At 65.9% G+C, this 19,174-nt stretch carries 15 protein-coding genes, 3 pseudogenes and 1 CRISPR repeat array; of the genes and pseudogenes, 7 read left to right on the top strand and 11 right to left on the bottom strand.

Translation table 11 applies throughout. From position 1 onward, the window contains the following. Positions 1-108 precede the first annotated feature (108 nt). The 6 genes and pseudogenes from AB0H37_RS44000 to AB0H37_RS43975 all read right to left on the bottom strand — a co-directional run bounded on the left by AB0H37_RS44000 (position 109) and on the right by AB0H37_RS43975 (position 6,078). Positions 109-309: an FxLD family lanthipeptide gene (locus AB0H37_RS44000; protein ID WP_089316728.1), complete on the bottom strand. Its 201-nt coding sequence runs from the start codon at positions 307-309 to the stop codon at positions 109-111. Positions 310-323: 14 nt separating this feature from the next. Continuing rightward, positions 324-1,619: a methyltransferase, FxLD system gene (gene fxlM / locus AB0H37_RS43995; protein WP_360618664.1), complete on the bottom strand. Its 1,296-nt coding sequence runs from the start codon at positions 1,617-1,619 to the stop codon at positions 324-326. A 293-nt stretch (positions 1,620-1,912) separates the two neighbouring features. Continuing rightward, positions 1,913-2,128, bottom strand: a complete 216-nt coding sequence (locus tag AB0H37_RS43990) for a hypothetical protein (protein WP_360618663.1) — start codon at positions 2,126-2,128, stop codon at positions 1,913-1,915. A gap of 66 nt (positions 2,129-2,194) precedes the next feature. Then, positions 2,195-3,379 carry a helix-turn-helix domain-containing protein gene (locus AB0H37_RS43985; protein ID WP_360618662.1) on the bottom strand — a complete coding sequence of 395 codons (1,185 nt, stop codon included), beginning with the start codon at positions 3,377-3,379 and terminating at the stop codon, positions 2,195-2,197. Positions 3,380-3,442: 63 nt separating this feature from the next. After that, positions 3,443-4,069: an HAD family hydrolase gene (locus AB0H37_RS43980; protein ID WP_360618661.1), complete on the bottom strand. Its 627-nt coding sequence runs from the start codon at positions 4,067-4,069 to the stop codon at positions 3,443-3,445. A 702-nt stretch (positions 4,070-4,771) separates the two neighbouring features. Next, positions 4,772-4,923: direct repeats of the CRISPR family, unit length 29 nt; unit sequence GTTCTCCCCGCGCGAGCGGGGGTGGTCCG. 35 nt (positions 4,924-4,958) lie between these two features. After that, positions 4,959-6,078 (bottom strand): annotated as a pseudogene (locus AB0H37_RS43975) (IS630 family transposase). 719 nt (positions 6,079-6,797) lie between these two features. Here AB0H37_RS43975 and AB0H37_RS43970 point away from each other — a divergent pair. From AB0H37_RS43970 to AB0H37_RS43950, 5 genes are all read left to right on the top strand, one after another. After that, a complete protein-coding gene (locus AB0H37_RS43970; protein WP_360618660.1) occupies positions 6,798-7,562 on the top strand; it encodes a sensor histidine kinase in 765 nt (254 codons plus the stop codon). Positions 7,563-7,566: 4 nt separating this feature from the next. Next, positions 7,567-8,223, top strand: a complete 657-nt coding sequence (locus AB0H37_RS43965) for a response regulator transcription factor (protein WP_360618659.1) — start codon at positions 7,567-7,569, stop codon at positions 8,221-8,223. Positions 8,224-8,380: 157 nt separating this feature from the next. Next, complete coding sequence (locus tag AB0H37_RS43960) at positions 8,381-9,988, top strand: carboxylesterase/lipase family protein (protein ID WP_360618657.1); 1,608 nt, start codon at positions 8,381-8,383, stop codon at positions 9,986-9,988. Between the two features lie 325 nt (positions 9,989-10,313). Continuing rightward, positions 10,314-10,934: an ABC transporter ATP-binding protein gene (locus tag AB0H37_RS43955; RefSeq protein ID WP_360618656.1), complete on the top strand. Its 621-nt coding sequence runs from the start codon at positions 10,314-10,316 to the stop codon at positions 10,932-10,934. A gap of 5 nt (positions 10,935-10,939) precedes the next feature. Next, positions 10,940-12,451 carry a DUF6297 family protein gene (locus AB0H37_RS43950; RefSeq protein WP_360618665.1) on the top strand — a complete coding sequence of 504 codons (1,512 nt, stop codon included), beginning with the start codon at positions 10,940-10,942 and terminating at the stop codon, positions 12,449-12,451. Between the two features lie 1,628 nt (positions 12,452-14,079). On the opposite strand, the gene AB0H37_RS43945 is transcribed toward AB0H37_RS43950, so the two are convergent. The 3 genes from AB0H37_RS43945 to AB0H37_RS43935 form a co-directional block, all read right to left on the bottom strand. Further along, positions 14,080-14,460 (bottom strand): Rid family hydrolase, encoded by a 381-nt coding sequence (locus AB0H37_RS43945; protein WP_360618654.1) that lies wholly within the window; start codon positions 14,458-14,460, stop codon positions 14,080-14,082. 138 nt (positions 14,461-14,598) lie between these two features. Further along, a complete protein-coding gene (locus AB0H37_RS43940; protein WP_360618653.1) occupies positions 14,599-14,955 on the bottom strand; it encodes a hypothetical protein in 357 nt (118 codons plus the stop codon). Positions 14,956-15,350: 395 nt separating this feature from the next. Beyond that, on the bottom strand, positions 15,351-16,007 hold the full coding sequence (locus tag AB0H37_RS43935) for a hypothetical protein (RefSeq protein ID WP_360618666.1): 657 nt from the start codon (positions 16,005-16,007) through the stop codon (positions 15,351-15,353). Between AB0H37_RS43935 and AB0H37_RS43930 the strand changes: the two are divergent. Together AB0H37_RS43930 and AB0H37_RS43925 are read left to right on the top strand one after the other, a co-directional pair. Further along, positions 15,976-16,446 (top strand): annotated as a pseudogene (locus AB0H37_RS43930) (DDE-type integrase/transposase/recombinase); the annotation flags it as partial. The gene AB0H37_RS43935 and the pseudogene AB0H37_RS43930 overlap by 32 nt on opposite strands. Positions 16,447-16,539: 93 nt before the next feature. After that, positions 16,540-16,752 (top strand): annotated as a pseudogene (locus AB0H37_RS43925) (IS110 family transposase); the annotation flags it as partial. 717 nt (positions 16,753-17,469) lie between these two features. Here the strand turns inward: AB0H37_RS43925 and AB0H37_RS43920 are convergent. Both AB0H37_RS43920 and AB0H37_RS43915 read right to left on the bottom strand, forming a co-directional pair. Beyond that, complete coding sequence (locus AB0H37_RS43920) at positions 17,470-18,597, bottom strand: agmatine deiminase family protein (protein ID WP_360618652.1); 1,128 nt, start codon at positions 18,595-18,597, stop codon at positions 17,470-17,472. A 117-nt stretch (positions 18,598-18,714) separates the two neighbouring features. Then, the coding region (locus AB0H37_RS43915; RefSeq protein ID WP_360618651.1) for a DUF5990 family protein at positions 18,715-19,174 on the bottom strand (460 nt) is incomplete at its 5' end.

The raw sequence follows: 19,174 nt of genomic DNA, 5'->3' as shown, positions 1-19,174 counted from the left end.
CAACAACACATCCCGAAAAAAATTATTTCTTTTCCGTCTACTGTTTATCACACGTTTCATCACTCATCCCCTGCCGGCACGCCGCGCGGCGTGCCGACAGCAACTCAGTCAGGACGGGTCGTCGAACGTGGAGTTGCACGAGCTGGCGTTGCCCGAGCAGGTGTTGCCGCAGCCATCGTCGGTCGGGCAGTCTCCGCGCGCCGCCGGAGCGTACGCGACGAGCACTCGCACGTCGAGGTAGAACTCGTCCTCCTCGACAGGCCGCTCGGCCAGCGCTGTGGCGCCGCCTGAGTCCTGGCCGTTGAACATGCTGACCACTCTCCTCACTTGACGGGGGTTGCAGAGAACCCCTGGCCGGCCACGGCGGGCGCCGCATGCGGCCAGGAGATCGAGACCCGGCTGTGCACCTTTTCCACGACGCGCCCGTGAGGTAGCAGCTCGTCGGGCGTGCCAGCCGGGTAGATCCGGTACTGCGGGCCAGAACCCCTGCGGTGCTCTCGGCTCCAGACCCGCAACTGTTCGGCCACCGACTCGGCGAGTCGGGCGGCGTCGGGACCGTAAGCGTGCACGCCGTACTCCAGCGCCTTGCGGCCGTCCTCAGTCGCCGGCCGGGTCGTCAGGTAGGCAAGGTTCCCGGCGTGGTCGACCACGGCCATCGCCGAGGAGGCGTTACGCGGCGCGACCACGCCGGTGTCGCGGACCTGATCCACTAGGACCATGCAGAACCCGGGAAAGGCGGTGACCATCCGCATCTGCACGGTGTCCACGAACTCGCCGAGACCGATGAAGGCGCCGCTCCAGACCTCTACTCGGGGAGTGTCGAACACACCCTCGAAGAGGCTGGAGTCAAGGTCGGTCCCGTCGTCGAACCGAAGAGTGACCTCGCCATCGCGCATCACCAGAAGCTTGGCCTGGTGAGCGCCCGCGCCCTGCACGGCTACGAACCCGAACATCTTGGACGCCGTGCTGACCAGGTATCCGTCGGCTTGCTCGAAGGTGATGACCCGGTGGAGCCCGCGGATACGCAAAGCGGTGCTGATGCGGCCGGCCTCGGCCAGCTGCGCCGGCCAGGCGGGCGGGATATCCCAGGCCCCCATCGTGACCAGGATCCTGTCGTAGGGCGCGTAGGCGGGCACGCCTGCCTCGGCGTCGGCGAGAACGACGTTCACCCGCGAGTACCCGGCTTCATCGAGCAGTCGGCTGGCCCGGTCGGTCACGTACTGGTCGATGTCGACCGTGGTGACGGTGCCGGACGGGCCGACGAGTTCGGCGAGCAGCGCGGCGTTGTACCCGCCACTGCCGATCTCCAGGACGTTCATGCCCGGCACGATCGCGGCCTGCTCCAGCATGAAGGCCTGGACATGCATGTCCGAGACCGAGCTGAGCGCGTTGCCTTCCTCATCCCTCTTGGTGACCACCGCCTGGAACGGCTCGTAGGCCTGCTCCGGCGAGACTTCAGGGATGAACAGGTGACGAGGCACCGTGCGCATCGCGTCGGCGACGGCGTCCGAGACGATCGTCCCGTTGCCGATGAGCTGCTCCACAGCCCGGTCGCGCCAGGAGGCGATCTGATCGCCGCTGGCCTCGCCGGCTCCGGTGCTGTCGTGGGGCTCGGTCACGATCGTTTCCTATCTGCTGATCGGATGCGGTTGGGTAGATCTCGTTGCGCTTGGTCGATGTCCGACGGCTGCACTTCTGCACCTCCGGGTCTCGACTCTCGTACCAAAGCCTGTCCGAGGGGGTCGGGCTTGATCTCGGAATCCGCTCTAGGGGCACCTCAAGAGCGCGGAAGGGCTGACAAGTCAGGGGCATCTCGCTCACCTGCGCTTACCTTCGACCAAGGCGCTCAGGCAGTGGCCTCCGCCGATCCAGCCGATCATCGCCATCGTGCTTTGCGGCTCTGACCTCGCGCTCACGATGCCACCGACGTCAACTCTTCGAGCTTGTCGCGGAGTTGTTCAGGGGGGTCGGCCTCAACCGTGTCCACCTCGTTGGTCCGCTCCGGAGGCATCGGGCCGCGCGGGGCCCACCAGCGGCACCGATTAGTCACCACGATCCGCCACGGCGGAAAGGCCTTCTCCAACTCGGACTTGAAAGCGTCCACGCGGCGCGCACTCGATGCGGACATGACGATGATGCTCGCCGCTTACGAGAGGCACGAGTGCCACATCTGGTGGCACCGCCGCCAGGCCAGCTAGATTGCGCGCGCCCACTCCGCGAACGCCACCAGCCCGTGTGGTGGCGAAGTATGGAGGCGCAGCAACCTCACCAGCATGTCTCGCACATAGGGATGCTCACGGGTGTGCTGAGGAGCAATGCGTTTGGCCGCCTGCAGCGATCGGAACGCCTCGTCCCGCTGTCCCAGCCACAACTGCGCTCGCGCCACATCGATGTAGTAGTGGGACCGCCGTTCCTCCGGCACCTCTTCCAAGGAACCCGACAGCGCCGCCCCACCTTCGGCGACCTCCACTGCACGCGCCGCGTCACCGCGCTCAACCGCGAGCGCCACCTCGTGCACGAGCAGGGATACCGGGCCGAATGCGGTCCCGTTGTAGACGCCCTCGGGCACTGTCCCCGCGAACCGCCGAGCGTGCTGGAAGTGCTCGTCTACCGCCGATGAATCCTGGGGCATCCTGGCGGCGACCACCGCAGCCCGCATGTGCAGCGCGCCTACGGCTGCCCGCAGCTCCGGAGTATTCGGCGGTGGCGCGTCATCTAGCGCCTTCTCCAGCAGCCGGAGCCCTGGTGCGAGATTGTCGCTGGCGAAGAACACCTCGGTCCGCACATAGGCAGCCGTCGCCAGGAGCGCCGGATCCTCCACCGCCTCGGCGGATGCCCGCATCAACTCCACCAACCGTGCCGATAAGTCGTAGTACCCGTACTTGTAGGCGACAGCGTCGGCCGCCCGGTACGCCGACCCGAGGAGCCGCGCTGCAGCCACCCGTTGGTCGGCACCCCCGTCGTGCCGACAGCGAGTCAGCTCACCCAGCAGTTCGGGCAACGACTCTGCCAGCCGCGTGTACTGCGACGATAACCGCCACCGAGTCGTCTCACCGATCGCCTGCTGCAACTGAGCCAGTGGCCGGACAGGCCCATCATCGGGAAGGTCATAGGCGTCAATCGCCGTCCGGAGCTTCGGCACCGCTACGTGCACCCGGCTGTCGGTCGAGCGCCGCTCGTCCGCCAGGACGTCCGGCTCCGTACCCAGCGCTTCAGCAATCGCGGCTAACGTCTGATCGGACGCCGGACGATCCCCCTGCTCAACTTTCCGAAGCAGACTCAGCGACACGTTCGCCGCTGCGGCCAACTGGCGCTGGGTCAGCCGCCGCGCCGTGCGGTAGGCGGCGATACGATCGCCGATCGAGTGCGTCGGCCTCACCTGCGGTCTCCAACGGTCCATCCTGTCGGCACAGTAGCGCGGGTCCGCCAGGAAGCGCGGCCTTCACGAAGAAGCCAACAACCTCGGAAGCTCAGTCAGGTCATCAATAACCCAGTCCGCGATGCCGCGGAAGTCGTCTGCCCACAAGTAGCCCCATGGCCCCCGCCGGACCAGAGCCGTTCGCAACCCGGCCGCCCGCGCCGGCACAACGTCGTTGGCGGGGTGGTCACCCACGTACACAATTTCGTCTGGCTCCCCTGGGGCCCACTCGACCAATCGTGCGAAGAACCCTGGATCCGGCTTCGCCACCCCCCACTCTTCCGACGTAGCGATCCCGTCCGCCGGAAGCCCAAGCTCACGCAACCGCGCCCCGACCCGCGCCACTTGATTCCCTGCGACACCAACCCAGAGCCCACACTGCTGATGCTCCTGCAACGCCGGACGAACATCGGGATAGAGATCAGCCTCAACCAACTCCACGGCATGCCCGGCCGCGTCACGGGCCCGCCGCTCCTCACCAACATCCAGCCCAGGCCGCACCAGCCGCAACGCATCAGCGTTGTCCCGACCCTGCGCCGTCACTGCACCGACCAGCGCTGACATCGTGTGTGCCGAAACACCCAACCAGTCTGCCCACCCCTGCCACTCGCGGCTGTCGTCCACCAGAGTCTCGCCCACATCGAAGACCACACAACGGATCACACGCTCAGCGTACGGAGTGCAGCCATGCCATCATTCAGGCATCTTTCCGGATCGCCTGGGCTGACGAACCATCGTTCCATCACCGACGGACTGATCCACAACCCGATCGTGCCTGGAGGCAACCTGCTCCTCGCTGGCCTCGCTGGTTCCGATACTGCCGCTGCGCTCAGTCACGAACGTTTCTCTACCTGCTACACGGTTGCGGTAGGGACGATCCCGTTGCGCAGGGTCGATGTCCGAACGGCTGGGCAGTTGGGCACTGCCGGAACTCGACCGCACACCAACTGTCCGAGGAACGAAACTTCACCTCGGATAACCGATCAGGGCATCTGACGAGGCTGAAGCATGAGCCCTCCGCAGCACCCGCCGACAACAGCCCCGAGAGCCCTCACCACCCCGCAGCGCGGAAACATTGCTTTGCACGGGCAACGGGCTGACCGAGTGCTTCTCGCGAGTCCACGGCCGCCCTCAGACCGCCAACCGCCTCACGTGGCCCAGGTTTGGCGCCTCGTCGAGGAAGCGGGATCGGACCACTAACCGTCCGACAGGCCTATGAAACTCACCTGGCTGGAGGAGCATGCCTCTGCTCGCTAGTCGATCAGTTCCACCGCTTAGGGTTAGGTCATGTCTCTACGGACAACCGGAGCATCTCAAATCGGTAACGCCTCTCCATAGCCGCAGGTGAGGAAGTGTTCTCCCCGCGCGAGCGGGGGTGGTCCGAAGGAACGCGGCGATCTCGCGGCGGCGACGAAGTTCTCCCCGCGCGAGCGGGGGTGGTCCGTACGGCAACCCGCACAACCCGACCCACTGCGAGTTCTCCCCGCGCGAGCGGGGGTGGTCCGCTAGTGCGTTGACCACGAACGTTCACCGGGTCCGATCATGCTGCCTTGGGGCGGGGGCGTCCCCAGCGTTGCCTGCGTTCGCTGCGGACGCGGGCGCGTTCGCGGCGTTGGGCGGCCAGCACGTCGGGATGGCGGGCGTTGGCGTTGCGCCAGCGTAGGTAGGCCTGGATCTCCCACGAAGAGCACGGTGTGGTTGGGATGGTTGGAGTTGCCCATCACGAAGGTGCGCAGCGGCCCGAACTGCGCCTCGATCGGGTTGGCCCACGAGGCGTAGGTCGGGGTGAGGCACAACTCGACGTTGTTGCGTGCTGCCCACGCCCTGATCTGCGGGGTCTTGTTCGCTGACAGGTTGTCCAGGATGACGTAGATCGGTGCGCCGTCGGGGCGGGCGGCGCGGATGGACTTCAGCGCCGCCAGGGTGTTGGCGCCGCTCTTGCGGCGGCGGGTGACGCCCCACAGGGTGTCATCGCCCAGCGAGTAGCAGCCGTGGAAGTACCGGACCCCGTGGGTGCGCCGGTAGGTGCCCGGCAACCGGTCCGGCCGCCCGCGCTCGGCCCAGCCGGCGCCGTGGCAGGGCCGGATCGACAGCGGCCCGAACTGGTCGAAGGCGAAGCACCGGTCCGCAAACCGGGTCGTGACCTCCTCGATCCGGTGCAGCTTGGCCTCGAAGTCGGGGTCATTGGAGGTCTTCCAGGTGCGGGTGCGCTGGAAGGTGACCCCATGGGCGTGCAGGAGCTGCCGCAGCCGTTCCCGTCCGATCCGGATCTTGCGCTCGCTGCGAGTGGCGAGGTGGTCGGCGAGTTTGCGGACGCTCCAGCAGGTGAACGGGCGCCCGAGCTTGGCCGGGCGGGTTCGGGCCGTCTCGATGATGAACGCGATGTCATCATCGCTGATCAGGCGGGGACGGCCTCCCGCCCAGTTAGGGTCCAAGCAGGCCAGCCCCCGCTCGTTGAAGTCGTGGATCACATCCCGCACGGTGTCTTCGTGGGCGGCGACCAGGCGGGCGATCGCCGGGGCCGGCGTCCCCGCCGACGACGCCTGGATGATCATCGCCCGGCGGACCCGGATCGACTCGTGCCTGCCCCGCCGGATGATCTGCTGCAGTCGGCGTCCCTCGTCCTCGGTCAACCGCCGCGCTCTGACCGGCTCTGCCACCAGCCCGCCCCTCCCTCAACAACGACCCGTCGTCAACGAGGGTGAAGCCGATCAACCTCCCCGTCCCGGACCCCGCCCGGCGTGTCACCCAACCCGGTGAACGTTCGTGGTCAACGCACTAGGTGAGGATGACGGCGAAGACGCTCACGCTCCCGCGCCATCGAGACGTCGGGGTGGCGGGCAGATGACTCGCGTGGTCATGAGCAGGTCACCATCCTCGGTAGGGGTCGATAGGGGACCGGCGAGTATGGGTGACGTGCGCGCTGCCGAACATGCCCGGTAGCGCGTTATCGCCGAGCCGAATCATGCAGGTCCTCCAGCAGTACCGCCTTGGGTTCGAGTATCCTCGCTGTTCCCGCGTGCAGGAAGGCGGTGGAGTGAACGCTGCATGGAGCAGGCATTCCCGCGTCGAGGCAGGGACGACTGTGGTGGTGGTCCTCGCAACCGTCTTGCCGACTCTGCTAGCGCCACAATCATGGTGGTTCGTAGGATTGGCGGTAATGGGTTCAGCCCCCCTTTATTGGCGGCGCGCTGCTTTGCTGCCTGTGGGATTTGTAGTGGGGGCCGCCACTACGGCTCTCGCGCTGACCTATCATTCCCAGCCGGGCGCTCCTATTCTGTTCCTTCCGTACGGAGCGCTTGTATGGACCTACACGTTTGCGGCGGTCAGGACGTCACCTCGTGGCCGTGTGGTCGGCCTTGCGGGTCTGTTGGCAGGTGTGCCGGTTTCGCTGGTCCTGCCGCATGAGAATCTGGAAACCTTTCGGTACATCACGATGGCGTTCATCGCCGCCTTTGCGCTGGGTGCGAGCGCCCGAGCGCGGCGGGAGCAGCGCGCAGCGGAGGATGAACGCACTCTGCGTCTGGCGGAGGAACGCACAGCGGCCATCGCGCGTGAGCGCACCCGCATTGCGCGGGACATGCATGACATCGTTACCCATTCGGTCGGGTTGATCATCGTCCAGGCCGAGGCCGGACCGCTGGTGCTGCGCAGCGACCCCACGAAGGCGGAGGCCGTCTTCGATGCCATCGGGGAGGCGGGGCGGGACGCCATCCTTCAACTCCGAGTGATCTTGAAGGCGCTTCGGGGCCAGACGGTGCGCGAACCACAGCCGGGGATCGAGGCCGTACACGATCTGATCGCGCGAGCACGACAAGCCGGCCTTGACGCGACCTTCGAGGAACACGGGTCTCCACACGAACTGCCGGTCGAAGTGGGAATAGCCACGTATCGAATCGTCCAGGAGGCGCTGACAAACATCCTGCGTCACGCGGCCGCTGGCACCGCGCGGGTTCGAGTCGGCTGGACGCCCACTACTCTGACCGTGGAGGTCACCGACGACGGGAAGGGTTGTGAACGCGTCGGCGGCTTCCAAGAGGGGCACGGAATCGTGGGCATGCGGGAGAGGGCCGAGTCATGCGGCGGAACGCTCTCCGTCGACCCGACCGTTTTCACCGTCACCGCTTCATTGCCGATCGGATAACTCGTTGCTGCGTGTACTCATTGCCGAGGACCAGGAACTCTTCCGTAGCGGATTCTCCATGATCCTCAACGCACAGGAAGGCATTCAGGTCGTCGGGGAGGCGGCCAACGGTGCGGAGGCCGTCAGCAAAGCCACGCAACTCGACCCCGGCGTAGTGCTCATGGATATCCGGATGCCCGTCATGGACGGCGTCGAGGCGACCGCCCGGATCTGCCGGAACACACGGGCAAAAGTATTGGTTCTCACGATGTACGACATCGACGAATACGTCTATGACGCCCTGCGCGCGGGGGCCAGCGGATTCCTGCTCAAGGACGTGCGGCGGAACGAACTCGTCGACGCTGTGCGGTTGGTTCACGACGGCGAGGCGCTCCTTGCTCCATCGGTCACCCGGCGGCTGATCACAGACCTGATGCGGCGGGGGGCCGCTCGGCCAGATCTCACGCAGCGTCTCGCGGAGTTGACCGACCGCGAGACCCACACGCTCCGGCACCTTGCCCGGGGACTGTCCAACGCGGAGATCGCCTCCGCCATGGTGGTCAGCCAGCACACCGTCAAAACCCACGTGAGCAACTTGCTGACGAAACTGGATCTTCGGGACCGGGTTCAGGCCGTCGTCTTCGCCTATGAGTCCGGTCTCATCGCCCCCGGCATCGACTGAACGGCCGCACGCCGCACGTCTTCGATGCATTCGTCGCTGCGGGGAGTCGAAGCGCTCCATCTCATCCGCAGGAGCGACTCCTGATTCACTCACGTGGGCGATCTGCCGCGAGGGTCCGGCGGAGCAGTATCGAGACGGCTTCGAAAGGAGGCTTCCCATGCGCACGCGCGCAATCGCCACAGCCGCCACCTGGCTGTTGCTCCTAACCGCCTGCTCCCTCGGCTCCCCCGATGCTCACAACCGCGTCGGCCCCCGCGGTTGCAAGACCAGCACGACCCTCGGCGCCGTCTCGGGAACCGACCGAAACGGCCTCTGCGTATTTCGTGGTATCCCCTACGCCGCGGCACCGGTCGGCGTACGCCGCTTTCGGCCTCCGCAACCGGCTCCGCCCTGGCACGGCACCCTCAAGGCCACCGACGACGAACATGTCTGCCCCCAGAATCGCGACGTCCTGACCGAGGACTACGCGAACGACACCAAGGTGTTCACTGACGAGGACTGCCTGCACCTGAACGTTTGGACCCCCCGCCCCGACCGTCGCAAGCGCCCGGTGATCGTGTTCGTTCACGGCGGCGCTGCGCGGTTCGGAACGGCCAACGAGCCGCGCTATGACGGAACCGAGCTCGCTACCGAGGGGGAGGCGGTGGTGGTCTCCCTCAACTATCGCCTGGGAGTGCTCGGTTGGACCGAACTAGGCGGTCTCGACCCGGCATACCGGGGATCCGGTAACAACGGCTTGCGTGACCAGATCGCGGCCCTGAAGTGGGTACGCGATCACATAGCAGATTTTGGCGGTGACCCGAACAACGTCACCGCGGTAGGCGAGTCCGAAGGAGCCTTCTCCCTCGCCGCGATGTTGGCCACAGACCATCCCGAGCGGCTCTTCCGCAGAGTCGTGCTCCAAAGCGGCAGCGGATACCTCGTCCACACCCGCGAGTACGCGCGCGAAACTGCCGCCCGCCTCCCTGTCACCAGGGTCGCCGAACTCAAGTCGATGTCCACCCGCGGACTGCTCGCACTTCAGGAGAAGACCCTCGAGACCACCGCCCCCGGCGTGCTGGGCGCGGTCTACTTCGGACCGCACATCGACGGCGAACTGGTTCGCGATTCAGTGATCAACCGCATCACCCAGGGCAATGCGAAGGGGGTGGACATTCTGATAGGGACGAACCGTGATGAGGTCAACTTCTTCGGCCAGTTCGGCCCTGGTCAAATGGGATTCGTGGCCGACCAGTATGAAAAGGTCTTCTTCCCGAAGTCGCTCGCGCCCCGCCTCCGAACCATGACCTCGGTCTACCGAAAGGGACGATCGGCACGCGAAGCTAGATTGGCCATGTTCACCGACCAAGGCCTACGGGTGCCCGCAACGCGGCTCGCCGAGGCTCAGAGCCGATGGCGTCCCACATATATGTACGAGTTCGCCTGGCAGCCACCCAAAGGGTACGGAGCCGTGCACACAATCGAGTTGCCTTTCATGTTCGGCACGCTCAGATTCAGCGGTGTCGTCGGAGGAGCCGCAGCACTGAACGTGGACCGAAAACGCATGACCACCCTGTCACATCAGATGATCGACGCTTGGACCTCCTTCGCCAGGACTGGTAATCCCAGCACTCGCCGCACGATCCCCCGCCCTGACTGGCCCGCTTATCGGGTACCCGAACGCGCCACCATGATTTGGGACATCCCCGCAAAGGTCTCGAATGATCCACGCGGCGGCGAGCGCGAACAATGGAGTGAATATTCCTTCAACGCCTTCGCTCTTTGAGGACATTCGACAGGGTCCGTACCATCAGCATGAGGTACGGACCCGCTTCCTCGAAAGCCATGGGGCGGCTGGCGCAAGGGGTCTCCACCAGGTCCGCCATCCGCCGGTTACCCTCCTCGCCCACCGGGTCCGCCTACTCAAACCACTGGCCCCGTGGAAGTCCACATCTACCGACCGCACCGGCAGACCTGCTGTTCTACGCGGCAGCAGCCGCCCAAGACTTGTCTTGCGTCGCTCTAAGATCATTGAAGGAGCATCCCGTGTTTCGTACCGGTCGTTTCCTACTCAGATCACCATCTTGGATTGCCCGTACCAGGCTCGGCAGATGAGCGAAGCGATCATCGAGGCACGTGGGCTCCGCGTGGACTTGGGCGGCGTCTCGGTCGTGCAGGGTGTCAACCTCGCGGTGGGGTGTGGGGACATCGTCGCCGTTGTCGGGGTGAACGGCGCCGGAAAGTCGACTCTGCTGTGCTGCCTCGCGGGCCTGCAATGCCTTGCGGAGGGAGACCTCCGCGTCCTGGGCGGGCCGCCGGAGGACAGCCCAGCGTTCTGGCGAGACGTCGTCCTCATCGCCGACGAGCCGGCCTGGTACCCGGGACTTTCGGTGCGCGAACACCTGGAGCTCATGGGGGCCGTGCACCGGACTCCCCGCCTTGGGACAGGCGCGGTGTTGGAACTGTTCGACCTGGCGAGGCGTGGCGACATGGCGCCGCTGACACTTTCGACCGGGCAGCGGCAGCGACTGTCGCTGGCGATGGGGCTGCTCCGGCCGAGTCGGCTGCTCTTGCTTGACGAGCCGGAGCGCGGTCTGGACCCGGTGTTCCGCCCCCGGCTAGCGTCGATCCTGGCCGCATACGCAGCGGAGGGCGGCGCCGTGGTGATGGCGACCCACGACCTGGATCTCGCCCGGGGCGCCCGTCAGGTGCGGATGGAGGCTGCCGCTTGAACGAGGTGCGAATGGTCCGGACGCACATCCGGACGCGCGGCCGCAAGCCCGCGGGCTGGGCGGACCGGTACGCCCTGCTGGCCGGGGTGGTAGTGGCGGCGCTGGTGCTCGGGCGGTCCGCCGTCGCCGCGCTCTCATCCATCGCGGGGGAGGTCGAGCCGGTTCGGGCGAGCGCAGGACTCACGCTGGTCACGCTGACCTATACAGGTTTCCTCGCCCTCGCCCGCATTTTCGGCCCAGTCGCGCTGCCGGCCGCCGACGCGGCATGGCTGGTACTCTCGCCGCTACCACGCCGCGGTGTACTCGGCCGGACCTCGCTGATCCTGCTGGTGCTCTCGCTGGTCGGTGGTGCCGCTCTAGGCGTCGCGCTGCTCACCGCTATCGGCATGCCGGACCACACCACGGCGCGCCTGATCACCGCCATGGTGCTGGGTACTGCAGCGACGGCTGGCGCGATGGCGATTGCCGTGCTGGCCCAGTCGTCGCCGCCGTGGGACACATGGCTGCAGGCGCTGATCGTGAGCCTAGTGTGCACGGCTGTGATCGCGGTGGTACTCGGAAACGGCCCTTGGCGGCATCTGCTCGCCGCGGTGGCGGCTGCGCCGGTGTCACTGGGCGCGGCCCTGGCGACGTCGTGCGCTGCCACAACGGCGCTGCTGCTCAGGCTCGCGTGGGGCGCGCTCAATCGGTTCCCCGCCCGTGCCCTGCTGGACGCTTCCACTCGCACCAGTATTGTGGTCGCCGCGTCGGTCGTGCTGGAACCTGGTGCCTTGACGTGGATCGCGGAGGACGCGTACTGGCGGGGACGGATCGTGCGTTCCCGTCCATGGCCAGCGGCCCTGACCGGGCGAGCGGCGGCACTCGCCTGGATCGACTGGCGCAGATTGGCGCGACGCCCGCGTCGGCTGTGTGCACTGTTCGCCTTAGCCGCGCTACCCGCACTGGCCGCCGCGGCCGGTGCTGGCCCGGGGGTGGCCACCGTGGTGGGCGGCGGGGCACTGGCAGCGGCCGCCGCGGGCACGACGGGCGCGCGCCGCGACGGTGAGGACGCCGGATTGACGCGGCTGTTCGGTGTCGCACCCCACGCGCTGCTGGCCGCGCGCACCGTGCTTCCCGCGCTCCTCGGCGGCACCTGGCTAGTCCTCGCCCTGGCCGGATTGGCGCTGGTGGACGCGCTACCCGGTCCGCTGGGGTGGGCGTTCGGTCCGGCGGCGGCACCGGCGCTGGCCGCCGGGGCGCTGCGGATGGCGCGGCGGCCAGCGGTCGATCACTCGATGCCGGTCGTCAACACGCCTGTCGGCTCTCTGCCGACCGGCCCATTTCTGTGGGCCGTCACCGGTATCGACATCGCCGCGCTCGGCTGCGCTCCCCTGCTGTTGGTTGTGAGCGCCCCACCCTCCGCGACCGGCGTCTACCTGGCCGCCCAGGCATTCGCCGGGCCAGCGGTACTGGGCGCCTTCTTGGCCACCGCCTCCAAAGCGCAAACCCGAAGTGTTGTAACCTCCCATCCCGCCTGAGGCCGGCCTGAAGCCAGCAAAAGCGGGGAGCCGCCGGCGTCCCGCCTTGTCTCATGGCTGCACACCGCCCCCAACCAGCAAGCAGCACCGTCCAACGCGCCCGCCCTTGCCCTCAGCGCCGGACCGAGCAGACAGGTTCTCGATCACGCGCCAGCGCTTCGACCGCTCGAGTGCCCGGCTTCGCGACGGCGGGCCGCCGTCGGAGAGCGTTCGTCGCCCCCTTTGGGGCGCCAGGCCTCCACCGCCCGGCCAGCAGCACGTGCGTGGTGCCTTTTGAGCCGCCATCAGCCCTCCGCAACCGCAGCGGCCAGCAGCGTCAGTCTGCTTACCGCCCGGCAGGGGCCCCGATCCGCAGGTCCGCCCCGGTTCCGGCGCAGTGCTCACGTCATCCCCGGCCACTGGCAGGCCGGAAACGCGCGACGAGACCCACAGCTACTTAGGTGCCATCCAGGATGCGGGACCGAGTCCAATCCCACGCTCCATCATCGGGCCGTCGGCTTTGTTTCCGCTGGCGCCCGCCCGCCTGGACGATCTCGCCCCAACAGTCGGCGCTCAGGATAGGTAGTGGGGCGCTCTATACTTCGCCCCAAGCCAGCGAGCTTATCTTCCAGCCATCGGGCGTGCGGATGAATTGAGTCGTTTACGACCAAAACTCTCGAACTACTCACCGTTAGCTAGCCAGACTTACCGTACTCGCTGAAGCGATGGGCGATCGCACCAATATTTCCGTGCGCTCGGCAATTTCCCGATCAGAGAATTCGGTCAGCGTCACCATCGGTGATCACTCTATTTCTGGGCGCGATAAACGCATCTAGGTCTCGTAGATAACCGTCTCGCCTCCAACGTTCTTGTCAATCATCCCCTTGGAAATGAATACTTCGTGGACAATGTCGAGGTTCGGCAGGATGCCGGCGATGTTGGTGAACGCACCAAGGGTATGAGCATGAGCCGGTCGATCTCAACCTTGACTTCGACCTCCATAAAACCTCCCCTATTGCGTAACAACCGTTGCAAGAATGTAGCCTGTCTTCATGCCGAATCATGAACCCCAACAGGTAGTGGTGCGGATCGACAAAGTCCACAGCAAAGCAAATCTGCGACAAGGGCGCGAGCGGTGGCCGCGGGGGCAAGCAAGTAGTCGTGCACCACGTCCGCTCTCGGCAGGTTCGGCGCTTTTCGGATAGGTGCCGGTCCCGGGGAGTTGGGCGTTGGTGGCTGTCGCCACACGTGCGGCGTGCGGAGCCGCTTCCCGACCTGGCGTGGCGCCGCCGGTGCTTGTGGGGATGTCCTTAACCGAATGCAGATATTCCAGCTCGACACCGGCGAGGTCCTCCGAACCAAAGCACCGGTCGAAAGTGCGGCGCTGGCTGGCTTCCAGCGGTCGTAGGGCAGCTTTCGCCAGGTTTCGATCTTGCTGGGCCAGAGGCCTCACTGTTGTCGCCCTCGCGGCAGCGGCCGATACTCAAATGTCCACCCCCTTGACCAAGGTGCTTGGCAAACGGGAGACGGCAGATGGTCTCCGGCACGCGTTCGTCTCAGACAGTTCAGAGTAGGTGAGGGAGAGGAATACGTGGCTGGAGTGCTAGACATCAGCATGCCTCATTTCCGCCTTTGTGGCGTGAGGCGAATTATTTCAGCACAGCCAGGACGTCGATCTCCACGTAAGCACCAGGGAACAATCCTGCGGTGACCGTGGTGCGTGGCGGGAATGGCTCATTGAGGAACTGGCGGTAGGCAACATCCATTTCCTCAAAGTCGTTAACATCGGCAAGGTAGACACGCACCATCAGGGCGGCTTCCCAGTTCGCGCCACCCGCTTCGAGTACGGCGGTGGCCTGTTCTAGAGCGCGGCGAGTCTGCGGTCCGACACCGGCTTTGAGGAGGGTTCCGGTCGCTGGATCCACGGCCAACTGGCCACAGACCTGGAGAAAGGGGCCGATGCGACGCCCCTGACTGTAGGCACCGAAGGGAGGGGCGGCCCCGGCTGTGGACACGGTAGTGAAGGTCATGATCAATGAATGATCGCAACGCGTTGCTCGGCTGGCAAGAGTCGCCGCGTGTTGGCTGAATCGCGGTCGTCGCGGCCCTCGCGCACCTCACGCAGGCGCGATGGCCGATCTCGCCCCACCAGACGGCGCCCAGCAGTGTCACAGACTCCGTTGCGATAGTCGTCCAGGCGGGCACGTCACGCCAGGCACACCCACTTGGGGTCGGCCATCAATACCGTCGATCAACTGCCGGCGGGACCACTTGGCGGGCAGCCCTGCAGGACCCTGTATGGCAGCGGCGCCTCCAAGGCCCGTCATTTCTGGTCCGTCAGGTATTCGCGCTTCGCTCGGTACGCTGGGCCCGATGTCTCCCTGTTGACGGCCTTCTTGGTTGTTCATCCGTTCACCGGAGACCTCACTCGCCTCCAGAGACGGCATGCCGCCCGAAGCGGACTGTTCAAACAGGTACCAGTCGATGACGGCGTCGGTGGTCAGGTTGGTGATGGTGGCGGTCATAGCCTCGGCGTGGTCGGCTGCCAGGAAGGAGGCGGCGTTGGCACCTGCGCCGCCGTCAAAGGCCCGGGGAGCGGCCAGCGAGGCCGCTGGAACGGCCCCTCTGGACCTGCCGGAGCCGTTGCAGCGCCTTCGCCCGCTTCTGGATACCGGGAAACGGGAACGACACCAAGATTGAGCTCCGCCGGGCCCGGAACCGCACGAACATTCTCCGGGCACACGGCCCCTAGACGGACCGAGGAACGCGGCCGCCCAGCCCGATACCGCCCATCCCGGCCACCGCCGGGCCCTCTCGGCGACGCCGAGTTGTCCTGCGCGCGGCCGCCGCCGCGCAGGATGTCCGGGTGGTCGACGAGCCGGCCGCCCGGCCCGAGGCCGAACGAGCCGCAGCGACGACGTCATGCCCCTGACCGGTTGCGCTGGGAAGGCCAAGGGCTGACATTCGATGTATGGGCGATGACATCGGGGACGTTGGGGTGGGCTATGACGAGATCTCGGACCAGGAGCCCGCGGAACAACACGCGCCGCCCTGGGAAGCTCTGATCGAGGATGAACCGCCTGAGCAGACGCAGCCCCGAGCAGCGACGGAAGAAGCAGACTTCATCTCCTTGTCTGCGCTCGAGGCTGAATGCGATGAGGCCGAGCAGGAGGCCGTCGAGAAGCTTGAGCAGGCCCGCGCGGAGACCGAGACCCAGGTGCGGGCCGGCAAGCGGGCTGGAGACCAGGCTGAACAACGCGTGCTGCAGCTCAGCGAGGAGTTGCGGCAGGTCCGCGAGCAGGTTCGAGATGCCGGGCGGCGGACGGAACCAGGTCGCGGGGAGACGCCTACCGACGAGGATGCGGCCCGTGCCCGTATCCGTGCAGCGGCAGAGCGCCTCGAGCGACTGCGCCGGGAGATACGGGACGCGAGCGCCCAGGCCCAGGACGGTATAGCCGAGCTCGGGTCGGCCAGCGAGCGGCTTGAGGAGGCTGCCGTCTCGTTCAAGGGCCTCGGCAGTTCCCACGATGAGAAACTGGCCGAACTCGGTGGTGCTGGATGTGTTCTCCCGCCTCATCGTGGGCTGGGCAGTGGCCGACCACCTGCGCACCGAACTGGTCATCGACGCCCTGGAAATGGCGATCTGGAACCGCCGGCCCGGCCTCGGCCTGGTCCATCACAGCGATCAGGGAACGCAGGGCGACCACCGGTTGAGCCCGCCCAGTACACGTCGCTGTCGTTCAGCCGCCGGTGCACCTCAGCGGGCATCCGCACCTCGACCGGCAGCGTCGCGGACTGCTTCGACAACGCCGTCACCGAAAGCTTCTTCGCCACGTTGGAGACCGAATTGCTCGACCGGCACCACTTCGCCACCCACGCCCAGGCCAAGGCGGCCTGCTTCGACTTCATCGAAGGGTTCTACAACCCCCGCCGCCGTCATTTCGACCCTGGACATGCTCAGCCCCGCCGAGTATCAGAGGAGACAGGCTCAACTACCGCGCTACGCTGCCGCGTAGCCGCAAGCCTCGACGTGTCCACAGAACCGGGGCGCCTCACCAGCGCTAACCGGCGCCAGGTAAACCGGGCTTCATCGGACCCGGTGGGCTTCACCCCAGCGCTACAGCAGACCCCTGCAACGCGTCTTCTACACATCCGCGCTGATCAGCATCCAGTCCTGCCCCGAATCCCGACGCTTCTATGACCGCAAACGCACCGAAGGCAAGAGTCACACCCAAGCCGTCCTCGCCCTCGCACGCCGCCGCGTCAACGTCCTGTGGGCGCTCCTGCGCGACAACCGCACCTTCCACACCCTCGCCGCTTGACAAACGGATTAAGAGTCGAGCGGGCCAACGCCAGAACCCACAGAGGCCTTGGGAAGTCATTAGGGTCCACACTGTTGTCCAAGGCACGTCACAACGCCACGCCCTCTGGCTATGTCAATCTCATATACCCCTCAGTGAACGCAACCGAGGGCGGCTGTTACACATATCGTCCTGGGCCGAATTCTGATCGGTGCGAGCATGTCATCGATATTTAAGGAAACCAGCAGGGATGCCTATCGTGTTGTGCCGCAACGGCTGGTCGGTGTAGGACCCCAGACGCCGGGGCTATCTAGTGTGACGACCGGACCGTCGAAGTGTGGAAGTGGCAGATGTGGCCGCAGGAGGAACGACGCACATCGACCACGAGTCCTGTGCGCGTTCCGCTGGTGATCGGCCAGCCCACCTGGCGCTCGACCCCAAATCCAGCACCGTGGTCGGATATAAGAACGTGCTATCACCGACCGGAAGGTTAGTGATGCCGAGGCCTGTGGCCCGGGGCATCGCCGGTGAGGCCGTGCGCTGCAGTAGGCTGGGCACCGGCGTGGGGCCCGACTCCCGGGATAATGGTCGGACCTTGCGATCTAGCCGCAGCACGGCGATGCCGTTCTCGCGCATCGCCTGCTCTATTTGCTTGTGGTTGATCTGGACCGCCACAGAGGTCGCCTTCAACCCCACACCCGCCATCAGTCGCCCGGCTGGTTGTTCCCATTGTAGAGTTCAGATTCGTCTCGGCATCTGTTGGGTGGCGCAGTGAATACCGCCTCCGCCTTCAGCGAGGGCATCAACCGGCAATTGCACGACCTTGCGGCCCGGGTAAAGGTCCCGCACGATGGAGGCGGCGTTGGCATCAGCCTTCCGATCCCCGAAGCGTGGCATGACGACGCCGTCGTTGACCACGTAGTAGTTAACGTAGCTGGACAGGAAACCCTCCCCGCGGGCGCCGATGTCGACCGGCTCGGGCAACTCTACGATGTCCAGCCGTTTCCCCCGGGCATCAAGGGCTTGGCCCAAAACGCTGCGGGCCTGGTCGTAGATCTTGGCCCACGGTGCATCCTCGTTCGGAGTGCTCATGACTAGGACGCCTGGTTCGGTGAACCGTGCCAGGGCGTCGATGTGGTAGTCGGTGATGTCGTGACCTTTGACGCCGTCCACCCAAAGTACCGTGGTGACACCTAGAGTGGTTTTCAACGCGGCTTCGATGTCTTTGCGTGATCTTCCGGGATTGCGATTCGCGTTGACCAGGGAGCTTTCAGTCGCCACAAGGGTGCCCTGGCCGTCGACCTCGATGGCTCCGCCTTCACCGGTTATCGGCGCCTGGATACGCTTGATGCGCTCGCCGGTGAGGATCTTGCGCGCGACCTGCCGGTCATGGTCGTGAAACTGCTTGTCGCCCCAGCCGTTGAAGTTGAGATCGATCCCGGCGATTCCGCCGGGCCCCAGTACGAAACTCGGTCCGGTGTCCCGCACCCAAAGATCGTCTACCGGGATCGACACGACATCTATCCTCGAACCGCACGAGTGCCGGGCCGATTTGGCGTCTCGATGATTGGCCAGAAGGACCACCGGCTCGAACTCGGCGATCGCTCTGGCGATCCTTGCGATGTCTTCCCGAACCTCAACGATATGCGATTTCCAGACTTGCCGGGTAGGCCAAGCCATAAAGGTGTGCTGGTGAGGGTGAGACTCGGCAGGCATGCGCAGCGACTCGGGACCCACTACTGCCGGAGCGGTCCGGCCCTCGTCAGGGTGGTCACTCTGCTTAATTTTACAGGCGCTGAGTGCTCCGTTTGTTAGCGCAACCGCTGTCGCTTGCAGCGCCTGACGTCGTGACAGGTTCAGGTTCATATGCCCTCCTGGTTGGGAATCGGGTCAGACGGGTGCACAGGACGTGATCGAAGCCGGGTCGTCCGCCCGTGAGCGCACCCGGCACGCACATGTCGTCTGTGGTTGTGCCGCGGGACGTTATCCGGCGGTGCTGGCGGTCCAGTCGACCAGGGGCGGCCGGACTGTGGAGCACAGCGGACTGCCGTGGGGGTCGGTGAGCCGGAGCCGGGCGATGAGACGCCCGTAGCGTTGGGCGGTTTGGAGGGTGGCGGAGTCGACGGCGTCGAGCATCAGTTTCGCTCGGCGGAACATGGCGAAGGCGCCTGTGTGGTCGACCGTGCCCCAGGTGAGGTAGATGAACCGATTTCCTGGTGCGCCGTGGATGTGGGGGCCTTTGATGTCGATGCCCGTTGGGCTCGAGACAGCGGTGGCGTTCAAGATCCATGTGGCTGTGGCGGCGTCGCCGGAGTGTAGGTCCAGGGGTTCGTCGGGGCGCTGGCGTTGCTGGATGCCGACATGGATGTTGCGGTACGGGGGCATGTCGGGGGTGGGCGCCCACTCCCGCCCGGGCAGGTCGGACGCCTCGACGCGGATCTGG

It is taken from the genome of Actinomadura sp. NPDC023710 (assembly GCF_040639875.1).
GTDB classification, from domain to species: domain Bacteria; phylum Actinomycetota; class Actinomycetes; order Streptosporangiales; family Streptosporangiaceae; genus Spirillospora; species Spirillospora citrea.
The sequence above is the reverse complement of the archived record's forward strand: the minus strand, read 5'-3'. Positions and strand labels throughout refer to the sequence as shown.

Coding starts and splice junctions, on each gene's coding strand:
- AB0H37_RS43945 (WP_360618654.1), bottom strand. CDS start 14,460: ATGACCTTCACTACCGTGTCCACAGCCGGGGCCGCCCCTCCCTTCGGT.
- AB0H37_RS43960 (WP_360618657.1), top strand. CDS start 8,381: ATGCGCACGCGCGCAATCGCCACAGCCGCCACCTGGCTGTTGCTCCTA.
- AB0H37_RS43935 (WP_360618666.1), bottom strand. CDS start 16,007: ATGAGGCGGGAGAACACATCCAGCACCACCGAGTTCGGCCAGTTTCTC.
- AB0H37_RS44000 (WP_089316728.1), bottom strand. CDS start 309: ATGTTCAACGGCCAGGACTCAGGCGGCGCCACAGCGCTGGCCGAGCGG.
- AB0H37_RS43990 (WP_360618663.1), bottom strand. CDS start 2,128: ATGTCCGCATCGAGTGCGCGCCGCGTGGACGCTTTCAAGTCCGAGTTG.
- AB0H37_RS43955 (WP_360618656.1), top strand. CDS start 10,314: ATGAGCGAAGCGATCATCGAGGCACGTGGGCTCCGCGTGGACTTGGGC.
- AB0H37_RS43940 (WP_360618653.1), bottom strand. CDS start 14,955: ATGACCGCCACCATCACCAACCTGACCACCGACGCCGTCATCGACTGG.
- AB0H37_RS43920 (WP_360618652.1), bottom strand. CDS start 18,597: ATGAACCTGAACCTGTCACGACGTCAGGCGCTGCAAGCGACAGCGGTT.